The 18,508-nt window shown below is 46.5% G+C and carries 13 protein-coding genes and 1 riboswitch; of the genes, 9 read left to right on the top strand and 4 right to left on the bottom strand.

Annotated features, from left to right (window positions below; genetic code table 11):
- The first annotated feature begins 70 nt into the window (after positions 1-70).
- Positions 71-1,912 (top strand): sensor histidine kinase, encoded by a 1,842-nt coding sequence (locus KDM90_RS03595; RefSeq protein ID WP_212674179.1) that lies wholly within the window; start codon positions 71-73, stop codon positions 1,910-1,912.
- 7 nt (positions 1,913-1,919) lie between these two features.
- On the opposite strand, the gene KDM90_RS03590 is transcribed toward KDM90_RS03595, so the two are convergent.
- The 3 genes from KDM90_RS03590 to kbl all read right to left on the bottom strand — a co-directional run bounded on the left by KDM90_RS03590 (position 1,920) and on the right by kbl (position 5,642).
- Complete coding sequence (locus KDM90_RS03590; protein WP_212674178.1) at positions 1,920-3,311, bottom strand: L-serine ammonia-lyase; 1,392 nt, start codon at positions 3,309-3,311, stop codon at positions 1,920-1,922.
- 123 nt (positions 3,312-3,434) lie between these two features.
- Positions 3,435-4,385, bottom strand: a complete 951-nt coding sequence (locus tag KDM90_RS03585; protein ID WP_212674177.1) for an NAD-dependent epimerase/dehydratase family protein — start codon at positions 4,383-4,385, stop codon at positions 3,435-3,437.
- Positions 4,386-4,436: 51 nt separating this feature from the next.
- On the bottom strand, positions 4,437-5,642 hold the full coding sequence (gene kbl / locus KDM90_RS03580) for a glycine C-acetyltransferase (RefSeq protein WP_212674176.1): 1,206 nt from the start codon (positions 5,640-5,642) through the stop codon (positions 4,437-4,439).
- Between the two features lie 176 nt (positions 5,643-5,818).
- Here kbl and KDM90_RS03575 point away from each other — a divergent pair, with 176 nt between their 5' ends.
- Complete coding sequence (locus KDM90_RS03575; protein WP_438947422.1) at positions 5,819-6,430, top strand: helix-turn-helix domain-containing protein; 612 nt, start codon at positions 5,819-5,821, stop codon at positions 6,428-6,430.
- A 268-nt stretch (positions 6,431-6,698) separates the two neighbouring features.
- Entirely contained in the window at positions 6,699-8,171 is a 1,473-nt protein-coding gene (thrC, locus tag KDM90_RS03570) for a threonine synthase (protein ID WP_212674174.1), read from the top strand.
- 90 nt (positions 8,172-8,261) lie between these two features.
- On the opposite strand, the gene KDM90_RS03565 is transcribed toward thrC, so the two are convergent.
- Entirely contained in the window at positions 8,262-10,628 is a 2,367-nt protein-coding gene (locus tag KDM90_RS03565; RefSeq protein WP_212674173.1) for an ATP-binding protein, read from the bottom strand.
- 532 nt (positions 10,629-11,160) lie between these two features.
- On the opposite strand from KDM90_RS03565, the gene KDM90_RS03560 reads away from it, so the two are divergent.
- The 6 genes from KDM90_RS03560 (at position 11,161) to KDM90_RS03535 (ending at position 18,480) form a co-directional block, all read left to right on the top strand.
- A complete protein-coding gene (locus KDM90_RS03560) occupies positions 11,161-12,027 on the top strand; it encodes an ABC transporter ATP-binding protein (protein WP_212674172.1) in 867 nt (288 codons plus the stop codon).
- Entirely contained in the window at positions 12,024-13,688 is a 1,665-nt protein-coding gene (locus KDM90_RS03555; protein ID WP_212674171.1) for a hypothetical protein, read from the top strand. The genes KDM90_RS03560 and KDM90_RS03555 overlap by 4 nt, the downstream gene beginning before the upstream one ends.
- Positions 13,689-13,869: 181 nt before the next feature.
- Positions 13,870-14,229: a PilZ domain-containing protein gene (locus KDM90_RS03550; protein ID WP_212674170.1), complete on the top strand. Its 360-nt coding sequence runs from the start codon at positions 13,870-13,872 to the stop codon at positions 14,227-14,229.
- A gap of 63 nt (positions 14,230-14,292) precedes the next feature.
- A riboswitch (cobalamin riboswitch) is annotated at positions 14,293-14,512 on the top strand.
- 202 nt (positions 14,513-14,714) lie between these two features.
- Positions 14,715-16,565 carry a TonB-dependent receptor domain-containing protein gene (locus KDM90_RS03545; protein ID WP_230409573.1) on the top strand — a complete coding sequence of 617 codons (1,851 nt, stop codon included), beginning with the start codon at positions 14,715-14,717 and terminating at the stop codon, positions 16,563-16,565.
- A gap of 164 nt (positions 16,566-16,729) precedes the next feature.
- Complete coding sequence (locus KDM90_RS03540; protein WP_230409572.1) at positions 16,730-17,704, top strand: FecCD family ABC transporter permease; 975 nt, start codon at positions 16,730-16,732, stop codon at positions 17,702-17,704.
- Positions 17,701-18,480, top strand: coding sequence for an ABC transporter ATP-binding protein (locus KDM90_RS03535; RefSeq protein WP_230409571.1), 780 nt, complete (start codon positions 17,701-17,703; stop codon positions 18,478-18,480). Before KDM90_RS03540 ends, KDM90_RS03535 begins: the two co-directional genes overlap by 4 nt.
- The last annotated feature ends 28 nt before the right edge of the window (positions 18,481-18,508 follow it).

The raw sequence follows: 18,508 nt of genomic DNA, 5'->3' as shown, positions 1-18,508 counted from the left end.
GTTTGAATTTTTCGAATCAGTAATTTTTCGTCGCAAGGCTTGAACGCTATCATTCCAAAGTGAGGCATTGATGCAAACTGAACTACCATCAGGTAATGAGTTGACGATACAGGAAAGCAAAGATCGCATTCAAATTAACGAGGCTGGCGTCAAACTGTTGATGGGTATCGGTGTTGTCGCTTTTTTTATTTGCCTTATTGCGCTCATTGCAAATGTATATTTTGGTAAAGGGGTTGGCAGTAGTGGGGCGATGGCGGGATTGGTTGTTGCAGCAATCATCGTCTTTTTGGTCCGCTATCGGCGGCTCAAACTAGCATTAAGTTTAATTCTCTGGGGATTTGCACTCATCCCCATTGTTTTCGGTTTTCGAACATTTGGATTTAACGCTCCTGGCATCATTTGTTTGCCAATTTCTATCATGGCAGCAAGTTGGGCTTTGTCTGTGCGCCATGCAATCGCAATGACTTTTTGTGCTTGCCTCGCTTGCATTGCCTATTATTTTCTCATTACGTATGGTGTTATTGTCCCAGTGCAGCCAGAGCTATTGCCGCGACTCACCATTTTGGTTGGCGTCACGATCATTGCTCTATTGTTAGGCTTGGTGGGGGTTCGTGCTCTTCGTTTGGAATTTGCACGGGTACGTGAATTGGCCGATTCATTACAACGCAATACGCAAGAGTTAGAACGTTCTGAGGCATCCTTTTCAGCCTTGTTTTTATCCAATCCATTACCCTCCATTTCGGGTGATATTGATGGTCGTTTGATCGACGTGAACCATGCTTTTGTCAGTAGTTTTGGTTATTCGCGTGAGCAATTAATTCGTCAATCTGTCGGTGATTTGGGGCTATTTGTCGAAGATCGAGAACGACGTTCAATCGCCAAACGCACTTTGGAAACGGGGGTTGTTGGCTATCCAGTGATGTTGCGATTAGCTAACGGTGAAATCCGCCATTTTCTTATTAGTACAGCCGCGTTTGAGTTATCTGGTGGCTGGCGGTTTGTTGCGTCGTTCCTGGATCAGACTGATCGTTTAGCTGCGGAGCAGGTACAGCAAAATCTCAATGCTGAATTAGAGCAGCGTGTGGCGGTTCGAACACAGGAGCTGAGCGAGGCGCTGCAGTCATTGCAGCGCACTCAAGGTGAATTGGTGCAGTCTGAAAAGCTTGCATCGCTCGGCTCCATGGTGGCAGGAATTGCGCATGAACTTAATACGCCAGTCGGCAATGCATTAATGGTTTCAAGTGCCTTGGTCGACCAGCAAGTTCAATTCGAAACTGGCCTTGAATCTGGATTGTCGCGCTCGGCACTCAATCATTTCTTGATGTCCGTGAGAGATTCCTCCGATATTCTCAGTCGGAACTTGCGTAGAACAGCTGACCTAATTAATAGTTTCAAGCAAGTTGCGGTTGACCAAACAAGTGAGCAACGCAGACATTTTGCATTACATGATGTCATACATGAAGTGATTGTGACGCAAAGTCCAACTTTGAAGAAGACGACGCACCGTGTACTGAATGAGGTTCCCGAAGGTATTTTGATGGATAGTTTTCCTGGTCCTCTAGAACAAGTTTTGATGAATTTGATGAACAATGCTTTGCGTCACGCCTTCGAAGGAAGAGTGAACGGGATCATGCGTTTAGGGGCAGAATTGCTTGATGATGAATGGGTGCGTATCCGATTTTCCGACAATGGAATAGGCATTAGCGAGCAGCATCTACAAAAAATCTTTGATCCTTTTTTTACCACGAAGTTGGGGCAAGGCGGGTCGGGCTTAGGCCTTAGTATTGCCTATAATATTGTGACTGCAATGTTGGGCGGCCGTATTGAGGTACGGAGCCAATTAGGTCAGGGAACCGAGTTTGTGATTGAAATTCCTTTGACTGCTAGTGCGGAACTAGCAGTCGATACTTGAGCTTTCTTTAGCAAGCAGCGTGATTGACCGTGACCACGTGAATGGCAAGTCCGCCCAACGAGGTTTCTTTGTATTTCGCTTGCATATCATAACCGGTTACGCGCATGGTTTCGATCACTTGATCCAGACTCACGTGGTGAGTGCCATCACTCTTCAAGGCTAACGAAGCTGCAGTAATCGCTTTGACTGCCCCCATACCATTGCGTTCGATACATGGGATCTGCACTAAGCCACCAATCGGATCACAGGTCATGCCTAAGTGATGTTCGATACCAATTTCCGCGGCGGATTCGATTTGCTCATTGCTGCCACCTAATGCTGCAGTTAAGCCAGCGGCTGCCATCGCGCAAGCCACGCCGACCTCGCCTTGGCAGCCGATTTCCGCACCAGAGATGGATGCGTTTTTCTTGCACAGCATACCAACTGCGGCAGCGACTAATAAGAATTCGCGTATGCCTTTGACCGGATCGCTAGGGTGGCAATCTTGAGAATAGTATTGAATGATGGCGGGAATAATACCGGCTGCTCCATTGGTTGGCGCTGTCACAACACGACCACCCGCCGCATTTTCTTCATTGACTGCCATGGCGTACAAGCTGACTTTATGCATGCCGTCGTGCGGCAAGCTATTGTGCGACTCGTTGGCCGTGAGCCAGAGTTTGGCAGCTCGACGCTGTACATGCAGACCACCGGGTAGTTCACCCGTAATTTTCAAACCACGTTGTATGCATTGATTCATCACCGACCAGATCTTGTCGAGGCCAGCATCGAGTTCTTCTTCGCTGCAATGACAGAGCTCATTGGCGCGTAACAGGGCAGCCAAAGAGAGGCCGGTGCGCTTACCATGTGCGAGTAGTTCGGCCATGGTGGCGAACGGGTAAGGTAAAGCGACTACCGTTGCATTGGCAACGCTCGCACTATTCGCGTTATGAGCAAGTTCTGCTTCTGAATAGATAAAGCCGCCACCCGTTGAGTAATAGGTATTACTATACGTGCTGTCATCTTTGCGCGTTAGCGTAAAACGCAGCCCGTTAGGGTGGCCCGGTAAGACTTCTTGTTTATGCCATAGCACATCATTGAGAATATCAAAATCGACTTCGACTTCGCCCAGTAACAACATTACGCCGGAGCGCGCTAAGTCTTCGAGTTTTTGATCAACAGTATCGGGAACCACATCTTGTGGTGTTTCTCCCATCAGGCCGAGTAATACAGCTTTATCTGTTGCATGGCCCAAACCCGTTAAGGCTAAAGAACCATATAAAGCGACTTGAACTTGCTGCGCGTTTTGTAGATCGGGACATTCTTGCAGAAACCGGCGAGCCGCAATCATGGGGCCAACCGTATGAGAGCTCGAAGGCCCAACACCGATCTTAAATAAATCAAAAACGCGCATGTCCATACTTGTATCCTTTTTCTTGAGATCTGCTTGACTTCTACCATCGCTCTTTACGATCACGATGGTAGAAGTTAAAGCTGTAATATTTTTTTTTCGACCTCACTGAACAGCTGTTGCAAGCGCTGTTCAGTTGGTAACGCGCACGTTCTTGAGCATGTCTTTTACCAAGGAAGCGAGATCGATTTCTGCTTTCCAGCCCCAGTCTTTGAACGCAGCCTCATCGTTCAAACTTTGAGGCCAACTCGCTGCAATTGCCTGACGGCTGTCTGGCGCGTAGTGTACCTTAAAGTTTGGTACATTTTTTGTAATTTCAGCTGTGAGTTCTTGTGGGTTAAAGCTCATGCCGCTGACGTTATAAGAAGAGCGAATCTTAACGTTTTCTGCTGGCGCTTCCATCAAACTGATCGTGGCACGGATTGCGTCTGGCATGTAAATCATCGGCAAACTTTGCTGCGCTTCGAGGAAGCAGGAATAGGCCTCGCCTTTTAATGCAGAATGGAAAATCGCAATCGCGTAGTCCGTGGTGCCGCCGCCTGGAGGCGATTTGTAGCTGATTATGCCTGGGTAGCGAATACTACGTACGTCGACATTGTATTTTTGGAAGTAGTATTCGCACAGACGTTCACCGGCTAATTTGCTGATACCATAAATCGTGTTCGGATCCATGACTGTGTATTGCGGCGTATTGACCGCTTCCGTATTCGGGCCAAATGCGGCAATCGAGGATGGCCAGAATACTTTTAACGGTTTACCTGTTTCACCACGTACTCGTGCGAGTTCGAGAATGTTGAGCAGACCATCCATGTTCAAGGTCCAGGCTTTCAATGGTGCTTTTTCACCAGTCGCGGATAACAGTGCTGCAAGTTGATACACTTGGGTGATTTCATACTTGTCATGAATTTCAGCCAAACGTTCTGCGTTCAATACGTCAACTACTTCATATACTTTGGCACCATATAAACTTGTTGGGCTGATGTCAGCAGCAATTACATTGTCTGCACCATGTTTTGCCGCTAAAGCGTCCACCAATTCGCTACCGATTTGACCATTGGCACCGATGACTAAAATACGTTCCATATCACTTCCTGATTTTTTAAAATTTTGATTATCTTTTGCTTTGAATGTCGCTTACTTGATTAAGCCCAACTCACGACCCGCTTGCGCAAAAGCAGCCAAGGCTGTCTGTAGTTGTTCTTTGGTATGCGCTGCCGAAAGTTGAACTCGCACGCGTGCTTGGCCCATTGGTACGACAGGGTAGAAGAAACCCGTCACCAAAACGCCGAGTTCATACATACGCGCGGCAAATTTCTGCGCAACTGGGGCATCGAACAGCATTACTGGTACAACAGGGTGGGTACCTGGTTTTATCGTGAAACCTAGTTCGGCAATTTCTTTGCGGAAGAAAGCAGTGTTTTCATGCAAACGATCACGCAATTCTGTTGACTTGGAAAGGCGTTCTAACACGGCCAAGGAAGCACCTGCGATAGATGGTGCCAAGGTATTTGAGAACAAATAAGGACGAGATTTTTGACGCAAGGTATCGATCACTTCTTTGCGCGCAGCTGTAAATCCACCCATCGCACCACCCAATGCCTTGCCTAAGGTACCTGTGATAATGTCGATACGCCCCATGACGTTATGGTGTTCGTGCGTACCGCGACCCGTTTTGCCGAGGAAGCCAGAGGCGTGGCATTCGTCGATCATGACTAAGGCATCATACTTATCTGCCAGATCGCAGATTTTGTCCAATTGGGCAATCGTACCGTCCATCGAGAAAGCACCGTCGGTGACGATAATGCGGTGACGCTTGTCTGCCGCTGCTTGCAATTGCTTCTCTAAGTCGGCCATATCGTTATGGGTGTATCGGAAGCGAGCTGCTTTGCATAGGCGAATGCCGTCAATGATCGAGGCATGGTTTAAGGCGTCGGAAATAATCGCATCGTTTTCGTCAAAAAGCGGTTCAAATACACCACCGTTGGCGTCGAATGCCGCCGCATACAAGATCGTGTCTTCCATCCCTAAGAAGTCAGCGATTGCACGTTCTAATTGTTTGTGTACAGTTTGTGTACCGCAGATGAAACGCACGGAAGATAGACCATAACCATACTGCTCGGTTGCTTGAATTGAAGCTTGCACCGTTTCTTCGTCACCTGATAGACCGAGATAATTGTTAGCGCACAGATTAATCAGTTGACGTCCATCATCGCATTGCACCAAGGAACCTTGACGTGACGAGATCACGCGTTCTGGTTTGTATAAACCTTGTTCGCGCAAACCATCTAGTTTGCCAGCCAATTCGGTAAAGAAAGTGCTTCTCTTTGTGTTTGTGCTCATGAGTTAGTCTCCTAGTACAGAGTATTTGTGGTTACTGTGACGGTTTATCTTTGGGGTTCTGTTATGATCGAATAATGAAGGGTAAAGCGATGTTTTAAAAAATTCAATCAATATTTTGATATTCAATATATTGAACTAAAATTCAATATAACGAATATTATCGATGCTTATTTGATTTGGCAAGTGAAACTATGAAAAAAGTAATTGCAATAAAGACAAATTTGATAACGCCAGCAGCGCCACCCGAAGTGGGGGCCAGCTTGCAACGTTTACGGTTGGAAAGAGGGTTAACTTTGGAAGACTTATCCCGCACTGCGGGAGTCTCAAAGTCGATGTTGTCGCAGATCGAGAGAGAAAAGGCTAACCCAACGATTGCAGTCGCTTGGCGTTTGGCAAATGCCTTGGGAATAGGCATGGCTGAGCTGCTCACAGCAGGAACACCTAAGTTGGATCTGATTCGTGTTCTAGAACCCCACGAAACGCCGACTCTGCCAGGGGAGCACTCTGGCTACGTGCTGCGCATCTTAGGCCCGATGGAGCTGGCTGGGCGGTTTGAATGGTATGAACTCAGCCTAGCGCCGGGCGGCGCTTTGGTGTCAAATCCGCATGATCCAGGAACATCCGAACATTTAACCGTGCTTGCCGGCAGTATCGAAGTTGAAGTGGATGGAAGCAAGAAAAAAATGAAACTAGGCGGAACTGCAAGATACGAGGCCGATCGCCCTCACGCTATTCGCAATTTGGGTAAAACAGAAGCAAAGGCGTTGATGGTGGTGACGCATCGGTAGTGTCAGCAAGGCTCGCGATGCGGCGGCAGGCGTACCGCCTGAGAAGAAAATATGGAGATGAAAATTGAAAATTTTCCTGCGGTTGTTCTGCCGACATGTTTGAAAAAATTTCAAAATTACGGTGGTTTTGGTATATTCGCGTTATTTCCATCGAAAATTTGCTCGATCTTGCTCTGAAATTCATAGTTGGACAAGCTTTCTGCTGCGTTGCAAGATATAATTAAGCGAAATCCCTTCTTTGCTTATTTTTATCTTTCCCAATTTAATTATGCATTACCTTTCAACGCGCGGCTACGCGGCATCCTCTGACTCGTCTGTTCAATTTTCTGAAATCCTTTTAGGCGGCTTGGCTCCAGATGGAGGCTTATTTTTGCCTAAACAATACCCTCAAGTGAGTTTGGCAGAATTGGATCGTTGGCGTACGTTGAGTTATGCGGAACTGGCCTTTGAAGTTCTACGAAAATTTGCGACCGATATTCCTGAGTCAGATTTGCGAACGATCACGAGCAAAACTTATACTGCCGAAGTTTATAAAAATGCCAGACCAGATGAAGCTTCGGAAGCAATTACACCGCTTCGTGTTTTGTTCGAACGCGATGGCAAGAAAATGATCATCCAAGCTTTATCCAATGGCCCGACGTTGGCTTTCAAAGATATGGCCATGCAATTACTGGGCAATCTGTTTGAGTACGCTTTGGCGAAAACACACGCTGAACTGAATATTTTTGGTGCGACTTCTGGCGATACAGGAAGCGCCGCGGAATATGCGATGCGTGGAAAGCAGGGTATTCGCGTGTTTATGCTTTCGCCCCATCAAAAAATGAGTGCATTTCAAACCGCACAAATGTTTAGTTTGCAAGACCAAAATATTTTCAATATTGCCGTGACCGGCGTGTTTGATGATTGCCAAGATATGGTGAAAGCCGTTTCTAACGATCTTGAATTCAAAAATAGACACAAAATTGGTACTGTGAATTCGATCAATTGGGCACGTGTGGTTGCACAGGTTGTTTATTATTTCCGTGGTTATTTGTCTGCTACGACCAACAATGATCAACGTGTTTCGTTCACAGTTCCGTCCGGAAATTTTGGCAATATTTGTGCGGGGCATATCGCACGTATGATGGGTTTGCCGATTGCCCAATTAGTCGTTGCAACGAATGAGAATGATGTGTTGGATGAATTCTTCCGTACTGGAATTTATCGTGTAAGAAAATCAGCAGAAACCTACCACACGACCAGTCCATCCATGGATATTTCCAAGGCATCAAACTTCGAACGCTTTATTTTTGATTTGTTGGATGGTGATACGCAACGCGTTAAGGCATTGTTCCAAAAGGTAGAAACATCGGGTGGATTTGATCTGTCTGGTGGGCCTGGCAGCGATGGTGATGAGTTCAAGAAGATCGCTCAATTTGGATTTGTATCCGGAAAATCAGTCCATATCGATCGCTTAAAAACGATACAAGATGTGCAAAGAGATTACGGTATTACAATTGATACCCACACTGCAGATGGCATCAAGGTTGCGCTCGAACATTTGCAGGAAAATATTCCCATGCTAGTGTTGGAAACGGCTTTGCCGGCAAAGTTTAATGAAACGATTCGCGAAGCCTTAGGCCGTGATGCTGAGCGTCCTGTGGGCTTTGAAAATATCGAAACATTGCCGCAACGATTCGAAGTCATGGCCCCCGACGTTGATACGATCAAAGCTTGGATCGCAAAGCAGACGAATCTTTAGGTCGATTGCAATCTAAAAAAAGCGGTCAGGTGAACCGCTTTTTTTTTGTTCCCGCCCATGCTCATGTCATGGCAATGGGTCACAAAAACTTTATTTTTGGATCGGTATCGTGATGTAAAAGCAAGCGCCAGGCGAGACGCTGGCTTCGAAACCAATCGACCCATGCATCCCTTCCATTAATTCTTTGCAGATCGCTAAACCTAAACCCGTTCCACCTTTTTGACGCGTGCTGCTACTGTCTGCTTGAGAAAACTTTTTAAATAATTTTTTGCGGTGTGATTCTGGTACGCCGTCGCCATAGTCACGCACGATCACGGTTGCGTGCTCCTGATTTTTGCGTAAGGTGATATCAATCGTATCGTCCAACTTTGAGAATTTTGCGGCATTGGATAGAAGATTCGACATGACTTGCTGTAAGCGCATGCTATCACCTCGAACGAGAATATCCTCCTCAGCCGGTACGAAATCAAACTGCACTCGGTATTGTCGAGCATAGCTTTGGTTATTCTCTAGACACTCTCGAATGAGATCGTTTAGGCTCATTGCTTGCAAATGGAAATCCATTTTCCCTGCGGCCAATTTATCCATGTCAAGAATGTCATTGATAATTAGCGCGAGCTGTTGGCCATTTTGAAGCGCGATATGAATCATTCGGGCGAGCGACTCAGGAAGTTGACCGAATATTCCGCCTTCAATGAGTTTCAGTGAGCCGATGATCGAAGTCAAAGGAGTTCGCAGTTCGTGGCTAACCATAGAAACGAACTCGCTCTGCATCATTTGTAAGCGTTTACGTTCACTCACATCGCGCACAACAAGGATGAGTTCAACGCCTTCGATTTGCTGAATTGCAGAAATGCTATATTCAATATGAATGATATTCTCGTTGAGATCAATGACTTTACCTTCACGTTTAAAATAACGTGACTCGACCTTTTTTTGATGGCGTATTTGTTCATTGATCGAGCCAATAAAAGCCTCCAGATCTTCACGCCAGTCGAGGCCATCATTGCTATCCTTGTTATCAAGGAGCGCAAAAATAGTTGTCGATAGCAGTGCCGCTTCAGATTGCTTCCAAATGCCCATCGCAGCGGGGTTGCAGCGTAGAACTTTGCCTTGTAGATCTGCGCTGAGAATCGCTTCTTCTAGATTGTCCAGAATAGTCTGTGTGTATTGCGCTTTGTCCTGCACTAAATTCTCTGCGGAGATGCTGCGGCTGATGTCGATGACTTGAAAAATCCAATAGGCCTTCTCGAGTTTGTCATGATCGATTAAGGCAAGGCTGACTATACAAGTGACGGCACTCCCATCTCGATGGGCGAGATGAAGCTCGAACTGCAGGTTGGTCTGATGTTTTCCTTTCCATTTCGATTGTAATGAATCAATGGTGAGCTGGGTCGAGAGACGTGCTAGCGGAAGTTGTCTCAGCTCGGATTCTGAGTAGCCAAGAATGCTGCAAAGCATAGGATTCACACTCAGCCAAGTCCCATCCTCATCAACCAGCGCCATGCCTTGTGGCGCCGTATTGAACATCCGCATAAATCGTTCTTGGCTTTCCTTTAAAGCTAGATAAGAGCGAGTCTGAATGCGGTATGAATGAAAAGTACGCGCAATCAAGAAACCAAGTAAAAGCGCTACGCCCCATCCCGCAAACCGTTGGGTCATGATTTGTGGATCTAGTGTGGGCGTGGAATCATGCGCAACCTGTAGCTCGATTTTTCTACCGGAAATGTCGATATTTAATCTTTCGATTGCTTGCTTGGCGTTTTTCCATGAACCATAGATGGGAAGGCTATTTGCAGGTAACTCAAGATCAACGATGGCATAGCTAAGATCAAGCTCGCGTGCACGCTTGTTTGCATTTGCAAAAACAAGATCCGCATTGAGGACGGTACTCAGCATTCCCCAATATGCGCCATTTTGCAAATATATTGGGACACGATAAGCCATCCCCGTGCCACCTTGTTTAAGCTCGAATGGCCCCACCAAAACGGGCTTTTTTTGCAGCATGATTTTTTCAATTGCTGGCCATTGCTGCAAGTTATCTGGGTAGTAAAGTCCGATCGCACTCTCATTGCCATCGCGCGGAATGACGGTTTGGATTTTGTTGCCGGGTGCCAAAGTAATATTGCGTATACTTTGCTGTTGACCACGTAACTCATTGAGCCACGGCTCGATATCACTTGTTTGGTAAATGCCGTGATGTGTTTTGATATAGGAGACAAGTCCCGAGGCCAAATGAATATTTGCATTGAGTTCTGATTCAATGAGTGCGCGAATTTCACCAGCATGGCTGAGGGTATTTTGTTTGTTGACACTGTCTTGGCGACTTTGCTCCTCAAATAAAATCAATTCGGTTGCTAGTCCTGTCCCGAGGAAGACAATGATTGGCAAGATGCGCGCCAAGGCACGACGAATTGGAGACTCATGTTCCAGAAGGCGAGGTGAGGGAAAGTTCATAGGAGTCGAGAAAAACGAATTTCTAAGATTCAAACATATCCATTCAAGGATGTCTCGATCTCGCGTTATTTCCTCGTTGAAATGTTGTATGTAAGTAGTCTATGCAGAAAAAATAGATAGCAAAGCATTGAATTCCTGTCCCTGCGCACGATTTGGGTGCGATATCCCATTCAATTCTTCAGGATTGATGCGACCGAGTTTGGGTCTATACTCGCACCGACCGCTAGGGCGTAGCCACTAGAACGCATATTGCCTCGACGCCTGCCCATGATTGTTTTGATGTTGTGATCACTTGGCCTGGATGCCATCAGCGACAATTTGGATGAAACTTCTCATGTTGAATCTCAATCTGAGCTCATCTCATTTTTTTTGATGTCGCTTTTTTTGCTGCCTGAGCTATCATTTCTGCGGTTTATCTCAAATCGCACGACTTGATTCACCGTTGCTCTTATTCTACTCCCCATCAGATCGCAAATTCAACGCGCTCAAAACCTTTCAAACTAATTTGTCAGTGCTTCTCGGGAGAAGAGAGATGTTAGAGATCCGCCATGTCGTAAAAAAATTCGGACAAAATGTCGTCGCAGTCAACGATGTTAGCCTGCATTTAAAGCAAGGAGTTGTGGGACTCATTGGCCACAACGGTGCAGGTAAGACGACTTTGATGCAAATGATCGCGACTCTGAGTCGCCCAAGCAGTGGAGAGATTTTTTTTCAAGGCGTCGATATTTTGAAATCGCCCGATGCGATACGGACGCGATTAGGATATCTCCCACAAGATTTTGGTGTTTATCCCAACTTGAGCGCTTTGGAATTTATGCAGTATTTTGCTGCGCTAAAAGGAGTACGTGATCCGAGTCGAATTCGTTATCTTCTCGATTTGGTTAATTTGACTGAGCATGCGCAACGTTCCGCCGCAGGATTCTCGGGAGGAATGCGACGGCGTTTGGGTATCGCGCAAGCACTGCTGAATGATCCAGATATTTTGATCGTCGATGAACCAACTGCGGGCTTAGATCCAGAAGAACGTTTGCGGTTTCGAAATTTATTGGGAGAGGTTGGTGGAAGTAAACTGGTTTTGATGTCGACCCATATTGTTTCTGATGTGGAAAGCGTCGCGACGGAACTTGCTATTATGCGTGCAGGAAAATTGATCGGCTTTGATACGCCTGAGGCAGTGATTCGTTCTGCTCACGGGAAAATCTGGGTAACGAAATTAAGCGCCCTTGAGTTAGAGTTAGCGAGAAAGCATAAGCAAGTTTTACATGCGCAACGCCAAGGTGAAGCCTTCGTTGTGAGAATTGCTCATTCAGAACAACCTTATCCGGATGCACAGATGCTTACTCCGTCATTAGAAGATGCTTTGATGGCACAACGCTATTCAGTCCAAGAGGTGGCATGATGCGAAATGCACCTTCGCTGAATACACCGGTACCGTCTGGACAAACAATCGTCGGGGGCAATGCCTCATACAAAGTGTCCGCGTATGCTTGGGCAAATTATTTTCATCTTATCGGCGTATTGAGTTTTAACGAAGTTCGTTTGCGTATGCGTCGCTTGAGCAGTTTGATTGCCGTGATGCTCATGGTTGTACTGAGTTGGGCCATGATCGTCGATCCGCAATCTGGCATGAGTCTACTATCAGTACAAAATGCACGCGTGCTCTACACGAGCTCTGCACTCGCTATGGGGAGTGCGAGTTTGCTCTGTTTCTTGATGGCCTTGATTGGTTTTTATCTTGTCAGGGGGCGAGTAGCAGAGGATGTGCGTAGCGGCATAGGCGCAGTAATCGCTGCGACGCCAGTGAGCAATGTTGCGTTTCTTTTTAGTCGTTGGCTCGGTGGTATCTGTTATATGGTTGCGCTAATTTTGACTGCGATGATTTCGATCATGCTTTTGCAATTGTTGCGTGGCGATGGGCCGATACAAATCCAGATCTATTTGCAGACGTATTTATTGATCATGGGGCCCATGATCGTATTTTCTGTCAGTGCAGCGATATTATTTGATAGCGTGCCGTTTCTATTGGGGAAATTAGGTGACATTCTTTATTTCTTTATGTGGATGGCGCAAATTTCGATCTTGTCGAAAATTGAGTCATTAGCTGCAGGAGCCATTTCGTCTTGGCTACTCGTCGATTTTAGCGGCCTTGTGACGACGGTTTTGATTTTCAAAATGCATATGTTGGTCGATCACATCTCGATTGGTGCGAGTTCATTTGATCCTAAATTAGCGGCGATCACTTTACCCAACTATCTATGGAATGGAAAGTTTGTGTTAATCCGGATTTGCTCAGCATTGACAGCGTTCAGTCTCATGCTGCCGGCATTTGTTTTTTTTCATCGATTTTCAGTCGACAAAATTAAACCTTCACAAGCTAGTCGACGCCGTACACCACTTGAGGTCATGAATCAATGGACCAAGCCATTGGCAAAATATGTGCATCCTTTATTTGTCTTTGCTGCGAGGTCTCGCGGGTTTATGGGACAAGTATTAGCCGATGTCGCGCTCGGTTTTGTACAAGCACCGTTTGTTATTTTGCTTGTTCTGGTTGTCAATTTAATGTCTATTTTTTTACCGATCAGTTCGCTGAGCGGATTGACGGTCTTCGCAGTGCTGTGTTGGGGGATTGTTGTCAGCGATATCAGTACGCGGGATTTTCAGTCAGCGATAGAGAGTATGACGGCGTCGACACCAGGAGGTGCATCCCGTCAATTCTTACGTCATGTAGCAAGCGCAGGGTGTTTGGGTTTGATTTTTGTCGGCATCATTGTGGGGCGACTGTGTTTCACCTCACCGCATTTGGCCTTGACCTTACTGTCGGGAATAGCCTGTTACTCAGCATGCGCGAGCCTACTCGGGAAGTTGTCGTTGACTTCCAAGACATTCTTGTCTTTGTATTTGTTTGGTTTGTATATTGTGTCGCAAACGTCGAAGCTTGGGCTGATGGATACTTTTGGCTTTAATGGCGTGGCAACCTACCTCAACGCACAACTTCAATTTGTTATCGGCTTGATTGTATTATTGGTGGGTTATGTCTACACACATTGGCGTGCAAGATAGGGTTTATTTGCGAGTTGGCTATTTTGAGACGACTCGATATGAAGGAGTTTGACAGAATCGAATTCTGTGCTGGCACGGGTTCACGCGACTATTGGCAAAATTAGCGTAAAATATTGATTGATATCAAGTATGCGATCGTATTTTGTGTCCTGTTTTGTCGAACTCCTTTCTTTAGTATTCCATGATTGAACTGCGTAAAAGCCCTAGAATAAATGTCACATGGCGCGGCCTGATGAAAATGGGCGGGAGTCAAATAGTCCCGATACGCGTGATCAATGTGTCCGAGTCAGGAGTGCTGATATTAAGTGCGCAAGCGTTGCCGCTGAATGCCGAATTTCAAATGATGCTCGAAGTGCCGAATATTGACCATATGCGGCAGGCACCGCACAAAGTGCCTTGTAAAGTTGTGGTTCTGCATTCGGTATTAAGTGGAGACTATTTTCGTGTCGGGGTCAGGTTTATTGAATTAACTGAACTCCACAAAGATCTTTTGAACGCATGGGTATCGCTGGCTAATAAACAGGAAAATCATCGGCGCTAATATTCACCGCCAAGCTAAAACGCTAGTTTTTATTGAACAACTTGTCCCGCGCTCCGATAAACGTTAAAATGACGGCGTTTTGGTGCTCGCTGGCATAATCATGCTGGCGGTTAAACGGGAAACACGATGTGATTTAACATACGTGTGCTGCCCCCGCAACGGTGTACAAACGACTAGAGACTCTCTAGGTCAGCCATTCTTCAAAACCACTGTGCTTGCTGCATGGGAAGGTAAAATGGTGAGGTTTGTCAGCCCGGATACCGGCCAAGATAAGTGAAGTATTGCGAACGGGGATGTTCCGTGATGATTTTCTTGCGCTGATTTTTTCAAAAAATTGAGTTCCATTAAATTTGTTCACATTGCGATTGGTCTGACTAATTAAGACATCGTCGTATTCGTTTACTTTGTATTCAGGCCTCAACGGGGATCTCGATGGCCTGCGACATTTCATGTGCTCCTACGCCATGACGTTTCTAGTGAAATCAATGATGAATCAATTTTCTAAACCTCTCAGCCTTGCATTTGCTGTGGCTTCTTGTTTTTCGACTTCTGTTTTTGCACAAAGCAATGAACTTCAACCGCAAGTGATCATCACTGCTGGGCGCCAACCCCAAGTAGCAAAAGATGTGTTGGCAGACAATGTTGTGATTAGCTCAGAACAAATTTTACGTTCCGGTGCCACCAGTATTGTCGACCTTTTAGCGCAACAAAGAGGGATTGAAATTTCCCGCACAGGCGGCGCCGGTTCGGTGTCTTCCGTGTTTATTCGTGGTGCCGCAAATTCACAAAGTGTGGTGTTTGTCGATGGCGTGAGAATTGGCTCATCGACGACTGGCGGGGCAACCTGGAGCAGTATTCCATTGTCTCAAATCGAGCGCATTGAAATCGTCTACGGTCCATTATCTAGTTTATATGGCGCGGATGCAATCGGCGGTGTCATACAATTATTCACAAAAAAATCCGGTGCGCAGTCGCGAACCAGTTTGAGCGCAGGGATAGGCAGCCATCATCTTCGTAAAGTTGAGATAGGTATTTTTGGTTCTTCGGCAAGCAACTTCCAATATAGTTTGAACACGGCTAAGGAGAGTAGCGACGGGTTTTCTGCGTCGAAACCGGGAGCAGGTGCCTTTACCTATAACGCCGATAATGATGGTTATACTCAAAAAAGTTTTAACGGTAATCTCGCGTGGAAACTCACCCCAGAGTTAACCGCTGGCGTGAATTTTGTGCAAAGTACACTGGACGTTAACTTTGACGCAGGTCCGTCATACAACGATAGAGGACAGCAAAAATTCGACAATGTGGCGACCTTTGTAAAAGGGAAGTTGGCATCGAATTGGAATTCGAGTTTGCAATTTTCACGCAATACCGATCGCGTTTATACCGATGCATCTTACGGAAAAGGACAGGCTGATACAGCACAGCGCGGCTGGACCTGGCAAAATGATGTCAACTTTGGACGAGACGTGTTGCAAATTGTAGTCGAAGATCGTGAAGAGGATGTGCGTACCAATACCGTTGGTTTGAACGGCAAGCGCGATACGCAGTCTTATGCGCTTGGTTACACATTGAAACAGGATGGGCATTTAGCAAGTATTTCAGCACGTTTGGATGATAGTTCTCAATATGGTCGTCATTCAACCGGTGGTATCGCCTACGGATATAAGTTGAACGACGCCTTGCGTGTGAATGCAAGCTACGGCACGAGCTTTAGGGCGCCCACTTTTAACGAATTATATTATCCGGGATTTGGTGTTGCTTCGAACCGTCCTGAGCTGGGTAAAAATAAGGAAGTTGGCGTTTACTACGATGACAACGTTCTACAATTTAGCGCAGTCTATTACCAAAATAAAATTACCGATCTCTTGGTGAGCACAAATCCTTGCCCCGTGGAGGTTTCTACCCACCGTTATGGTTGTGCGTTTAACGTGAATAAAGCGACACTTTCTGGATTAACTCTGGGAGCCTCCGTGCGTCTCGGCACCTGGGATTTACGTTCCAGTGTTGATATTCAAGATCCACAAGACGACACCACTGGAAAACGCTTGGCACGGCGGGCGAAGCGACATGCTAGTTTTGGAATGGATTATCGTTTCGCTGATTTGACGCTGGGTCTCGAAAGTTTGGTGTCAGGGGAACGGTTTGACGATGCGGCCAACCGTAACCGACTTGCAGGCTATGGTATTTTGAATTTCATTGCCAAGTACCCACTTTCGGCGGATTGGTCTTTGCTAGCTCGTTGGAATAATTTGACCAACAAAGACTATGAATTGGCACGGAATTATCGAACTCCGGGATCGAACTTTTTCTTGGGATTGTCTTACGGGGCGAAATAACCAGTAGAAGTGATGTTAGTTTGTTGGGCTTGAACCATTGTGACATGTCACAGTGCAACAATGGTTCATACTCGATACCGTCGATCGAAGGCGCTCAGTCAACAGTGAAGGACAGTGAAGTGGTGATAGATACTCGAAAGTCGAGATTCAATCTGATCACGTGCATGCTTGCGATGGCTTGCGCGAGCTTACTTTTTGCCTGTCTAATTGGCTCAGTGCCGTTATCACTGCTAGAGTTAAAAGAGGCAACTTGGAATTTGATCAACGATCAGCCTCGGACCTTGGCAAGTAGTGTCTTGGATCTACGTTTGTCTCGAGCGCTTTCTGGTTTCGTGACTGGTGCGACCTTAGCCTTGTCTGGTGTGTTGATGCAAGCTCTCTTGCGTAACCCACTGGCGGATCCTTATGTATTAGGCCTTTCCGGTGGGGCTTCGGTGGGTGCGCTTTCCACGATACTGTTTTGGGGGGCGGGCGTCATGGTTGATGTTGCCGCATTTGGCGGGGCAATTTCAGTTGCTTGCATCTTGTTCGCGCTCGCCTATCGTGATTTGCGGGGAGCGGGAAGTTCAGAGGGTAGTGCGCCATTGCTGTTATTAACTGGAGTGATTGTGGCCTCCGGTTGTGGTGCCATCGTCACTCTTTTATTGTCCATCGCCCCTGATACGAGTTTGCGCGGGATGGTGTTTTGGATGATCGGCGATTTGTCGAATACGCAACCTCGATATGTATCGTGGGTGATACTTTTTTGTGTCGGTGTATGGATGATGAAGAACGCGCGAGCCATCAATATTGCAGCGATGCATGCAGACAATGCGAGCACACTGGGGATTAATATTGGTCGTCTTCGCAAAACTTTGTTTGTTTGCGCAGCGCTGTTAACCGCGAGTGCGGTCAGTGCAGCAGGAAGTATTGGATTTGTCGGACTTATCATTCCTCACGCATGCCGCTTTGCCTTGGGACCTGATCATCGATTATTGATTCCGGTGGCAAGTATTGCTGGTGGAAGCTTCCTTGTTTTTGCCGACGCTTTGGCGCGCACCGTGATGTCTCCCCAGCAATTACCCGTCGGTGTGATCACCGCAATGATTGGTGTACCGGTCTTCCTTGTGCAATTGCATCAGTTGCGGAGAAGCAGATGAATCAGACAAACATGTTAAGCACGGTGGATTTGACCTTGCGCGCTGGCCAGCGTACCTTGATTCAGGACTTGAAATGGGAAGTGCATGCGGGAGAGTGCTGGTGTGTGATTGGTCGCAATGGTGCGGGAAAAAGCACATTATTACGTTGTTTGGCTGGTTTGAATCAATCTTCCAAGGGGCAAATTCTCTTGCGTGGAAAAGAGCTTTCCGAATGGAGTTTGGAAGCATTGGCGCGTGAGCGTGCATTTTTAGCGCAATCCAGAGTCGATGCGTTTGGTTATCGAGTCATCGAAACCGTACTAAGTGCCCGCCATCCATACCATGATACCCATTATTGGGAGTCCGCTGCAGACCATGAAATTGCGATGGATGCGTTGAACTTACTCGATGTTGCCGAGTTGGCTCAGCGCGATGTTCGGAGTTTGTCCGGTGGTGAGCGGCAACGTGTTGCTATCGCCGCCTTAATTGCACAAGACGCGCGGCTACTCTTATTAGATGAACCGGCTAATGCGTTGGATTTAAGTCACCAAGTCAGTGTCATGCAAATTTTGGCGCGCGAATGTCGACGTCAACAAAGTGCCGTGATTATGGTGAGTCATGATTTGAATTTATCTTACAGTATTTCGACTCACGCTTTACTACTCATGCCGGATGGGTCGTATCTTTGTGGTCTGAAAGAATCAATGATGCAAGTCAATAATTTGAGCTTGTGTTTAGGCCACCCTATCGAACTTATACAACATCATCAACAGGTTTTGTTCTTGCCTCAGATGTAAGTTGGGCAGGTGTTTCGTTTAATGATCT

The sequence above is a fragment of the Affinundibacterium fentianense genome (assembly GCF_018139545.1).
GTDB lineage: Bacteria > Pseudomonadota > Gammaproteobacteria > Burkholderiales > Burkholderiaceae_D > Undibacterium > Undibacterium fentianense.
The sequence above is the reverse complement of the archived record's forward strand: the minus strand, read 5'-3'. Positions and strand labels throughout refer to the sequence as shown.

Coding starts and splice junctions, on each gene's coding strand:
- KDM90_RS03595 (WP_212674179.1), top strand. CDS start 71: ATGCAAACTGAACTACCATCAGGTAATGAGTTGACGATACAGGAAAGC.
- KDM90_RS03590 (WP_212674178.1), bottom strand. CDS start 3,311: ATGGACATGCGCGTTTTTGATTTATTTAAGATCGGTGTTGGGCCTTCG.
- KDM90_RS03585 (WP_212674177.1), bottom strand. CDS start 4,385: ATGGAACGTATTTTAGTCATCGGTGCCAATGGTCAAATCGGTAGCGAA.
- kbl (WP_212674176.1), bottom strand. CDS start 5,642: ATGAGCACAAACACAAAGAGAAGCACTTTCTTTACCGAATTGGCTGGC.
- thrC (WP_212674174.1), top strand. CDS start 6,699: ATGCATTACCTTTCAACGCGCGGCTACGCGGCATCCTCTGACTCGTCT.
- KDM90_RS03565 (WP_212674173.1), bottom strand. CDS start 10,628: ATGAACTTTCCCTCACCTCGCCTTCTGGAACATGAGTCTCCAATTCGT.
- KDM90_RS03560 (WP_212674172.1), top strand. CDS start 11,161: ATGTTAGAGATCCGCCATGTCGTAAAAAAATTCGGACAAAATGTCGTC.
- KDM90_RS03555 (WP_212674171.1), top strand. CDS start 12,024: ATGATGCGAAATGCACCTTCGCTGAATACACCGGTACCGTCTGGACAA.
- KDM90_RS03550 (WP_212674170.1), top strand. CDS start 13,870: ATGATTGAACTGCGTAAAAGCCCTAGAATAAATGTCACATGGCGCGGC.
- KDM90_RS03545 (WP_230409573.1), top strand. CDS start 14,715: ATGATGAATCAATTTTCTAAACCTCTCAGCCTTGCATTTGCTGTGGCT.
- KDM90_RS03540 (WP_230409572.1), top strand. CDS start 16,730: ATGCTTGCGATGGCTTGCGCGAGCTTACTTTTTGCCTGTCTAATTGGC.
- KDM90_RS03535 (WP_230409571.1), top strand. CDS start 17,701: ATGAATCAGACAAACATGTTAAGCACGGTGGATTTGACCTTGCGCGCT.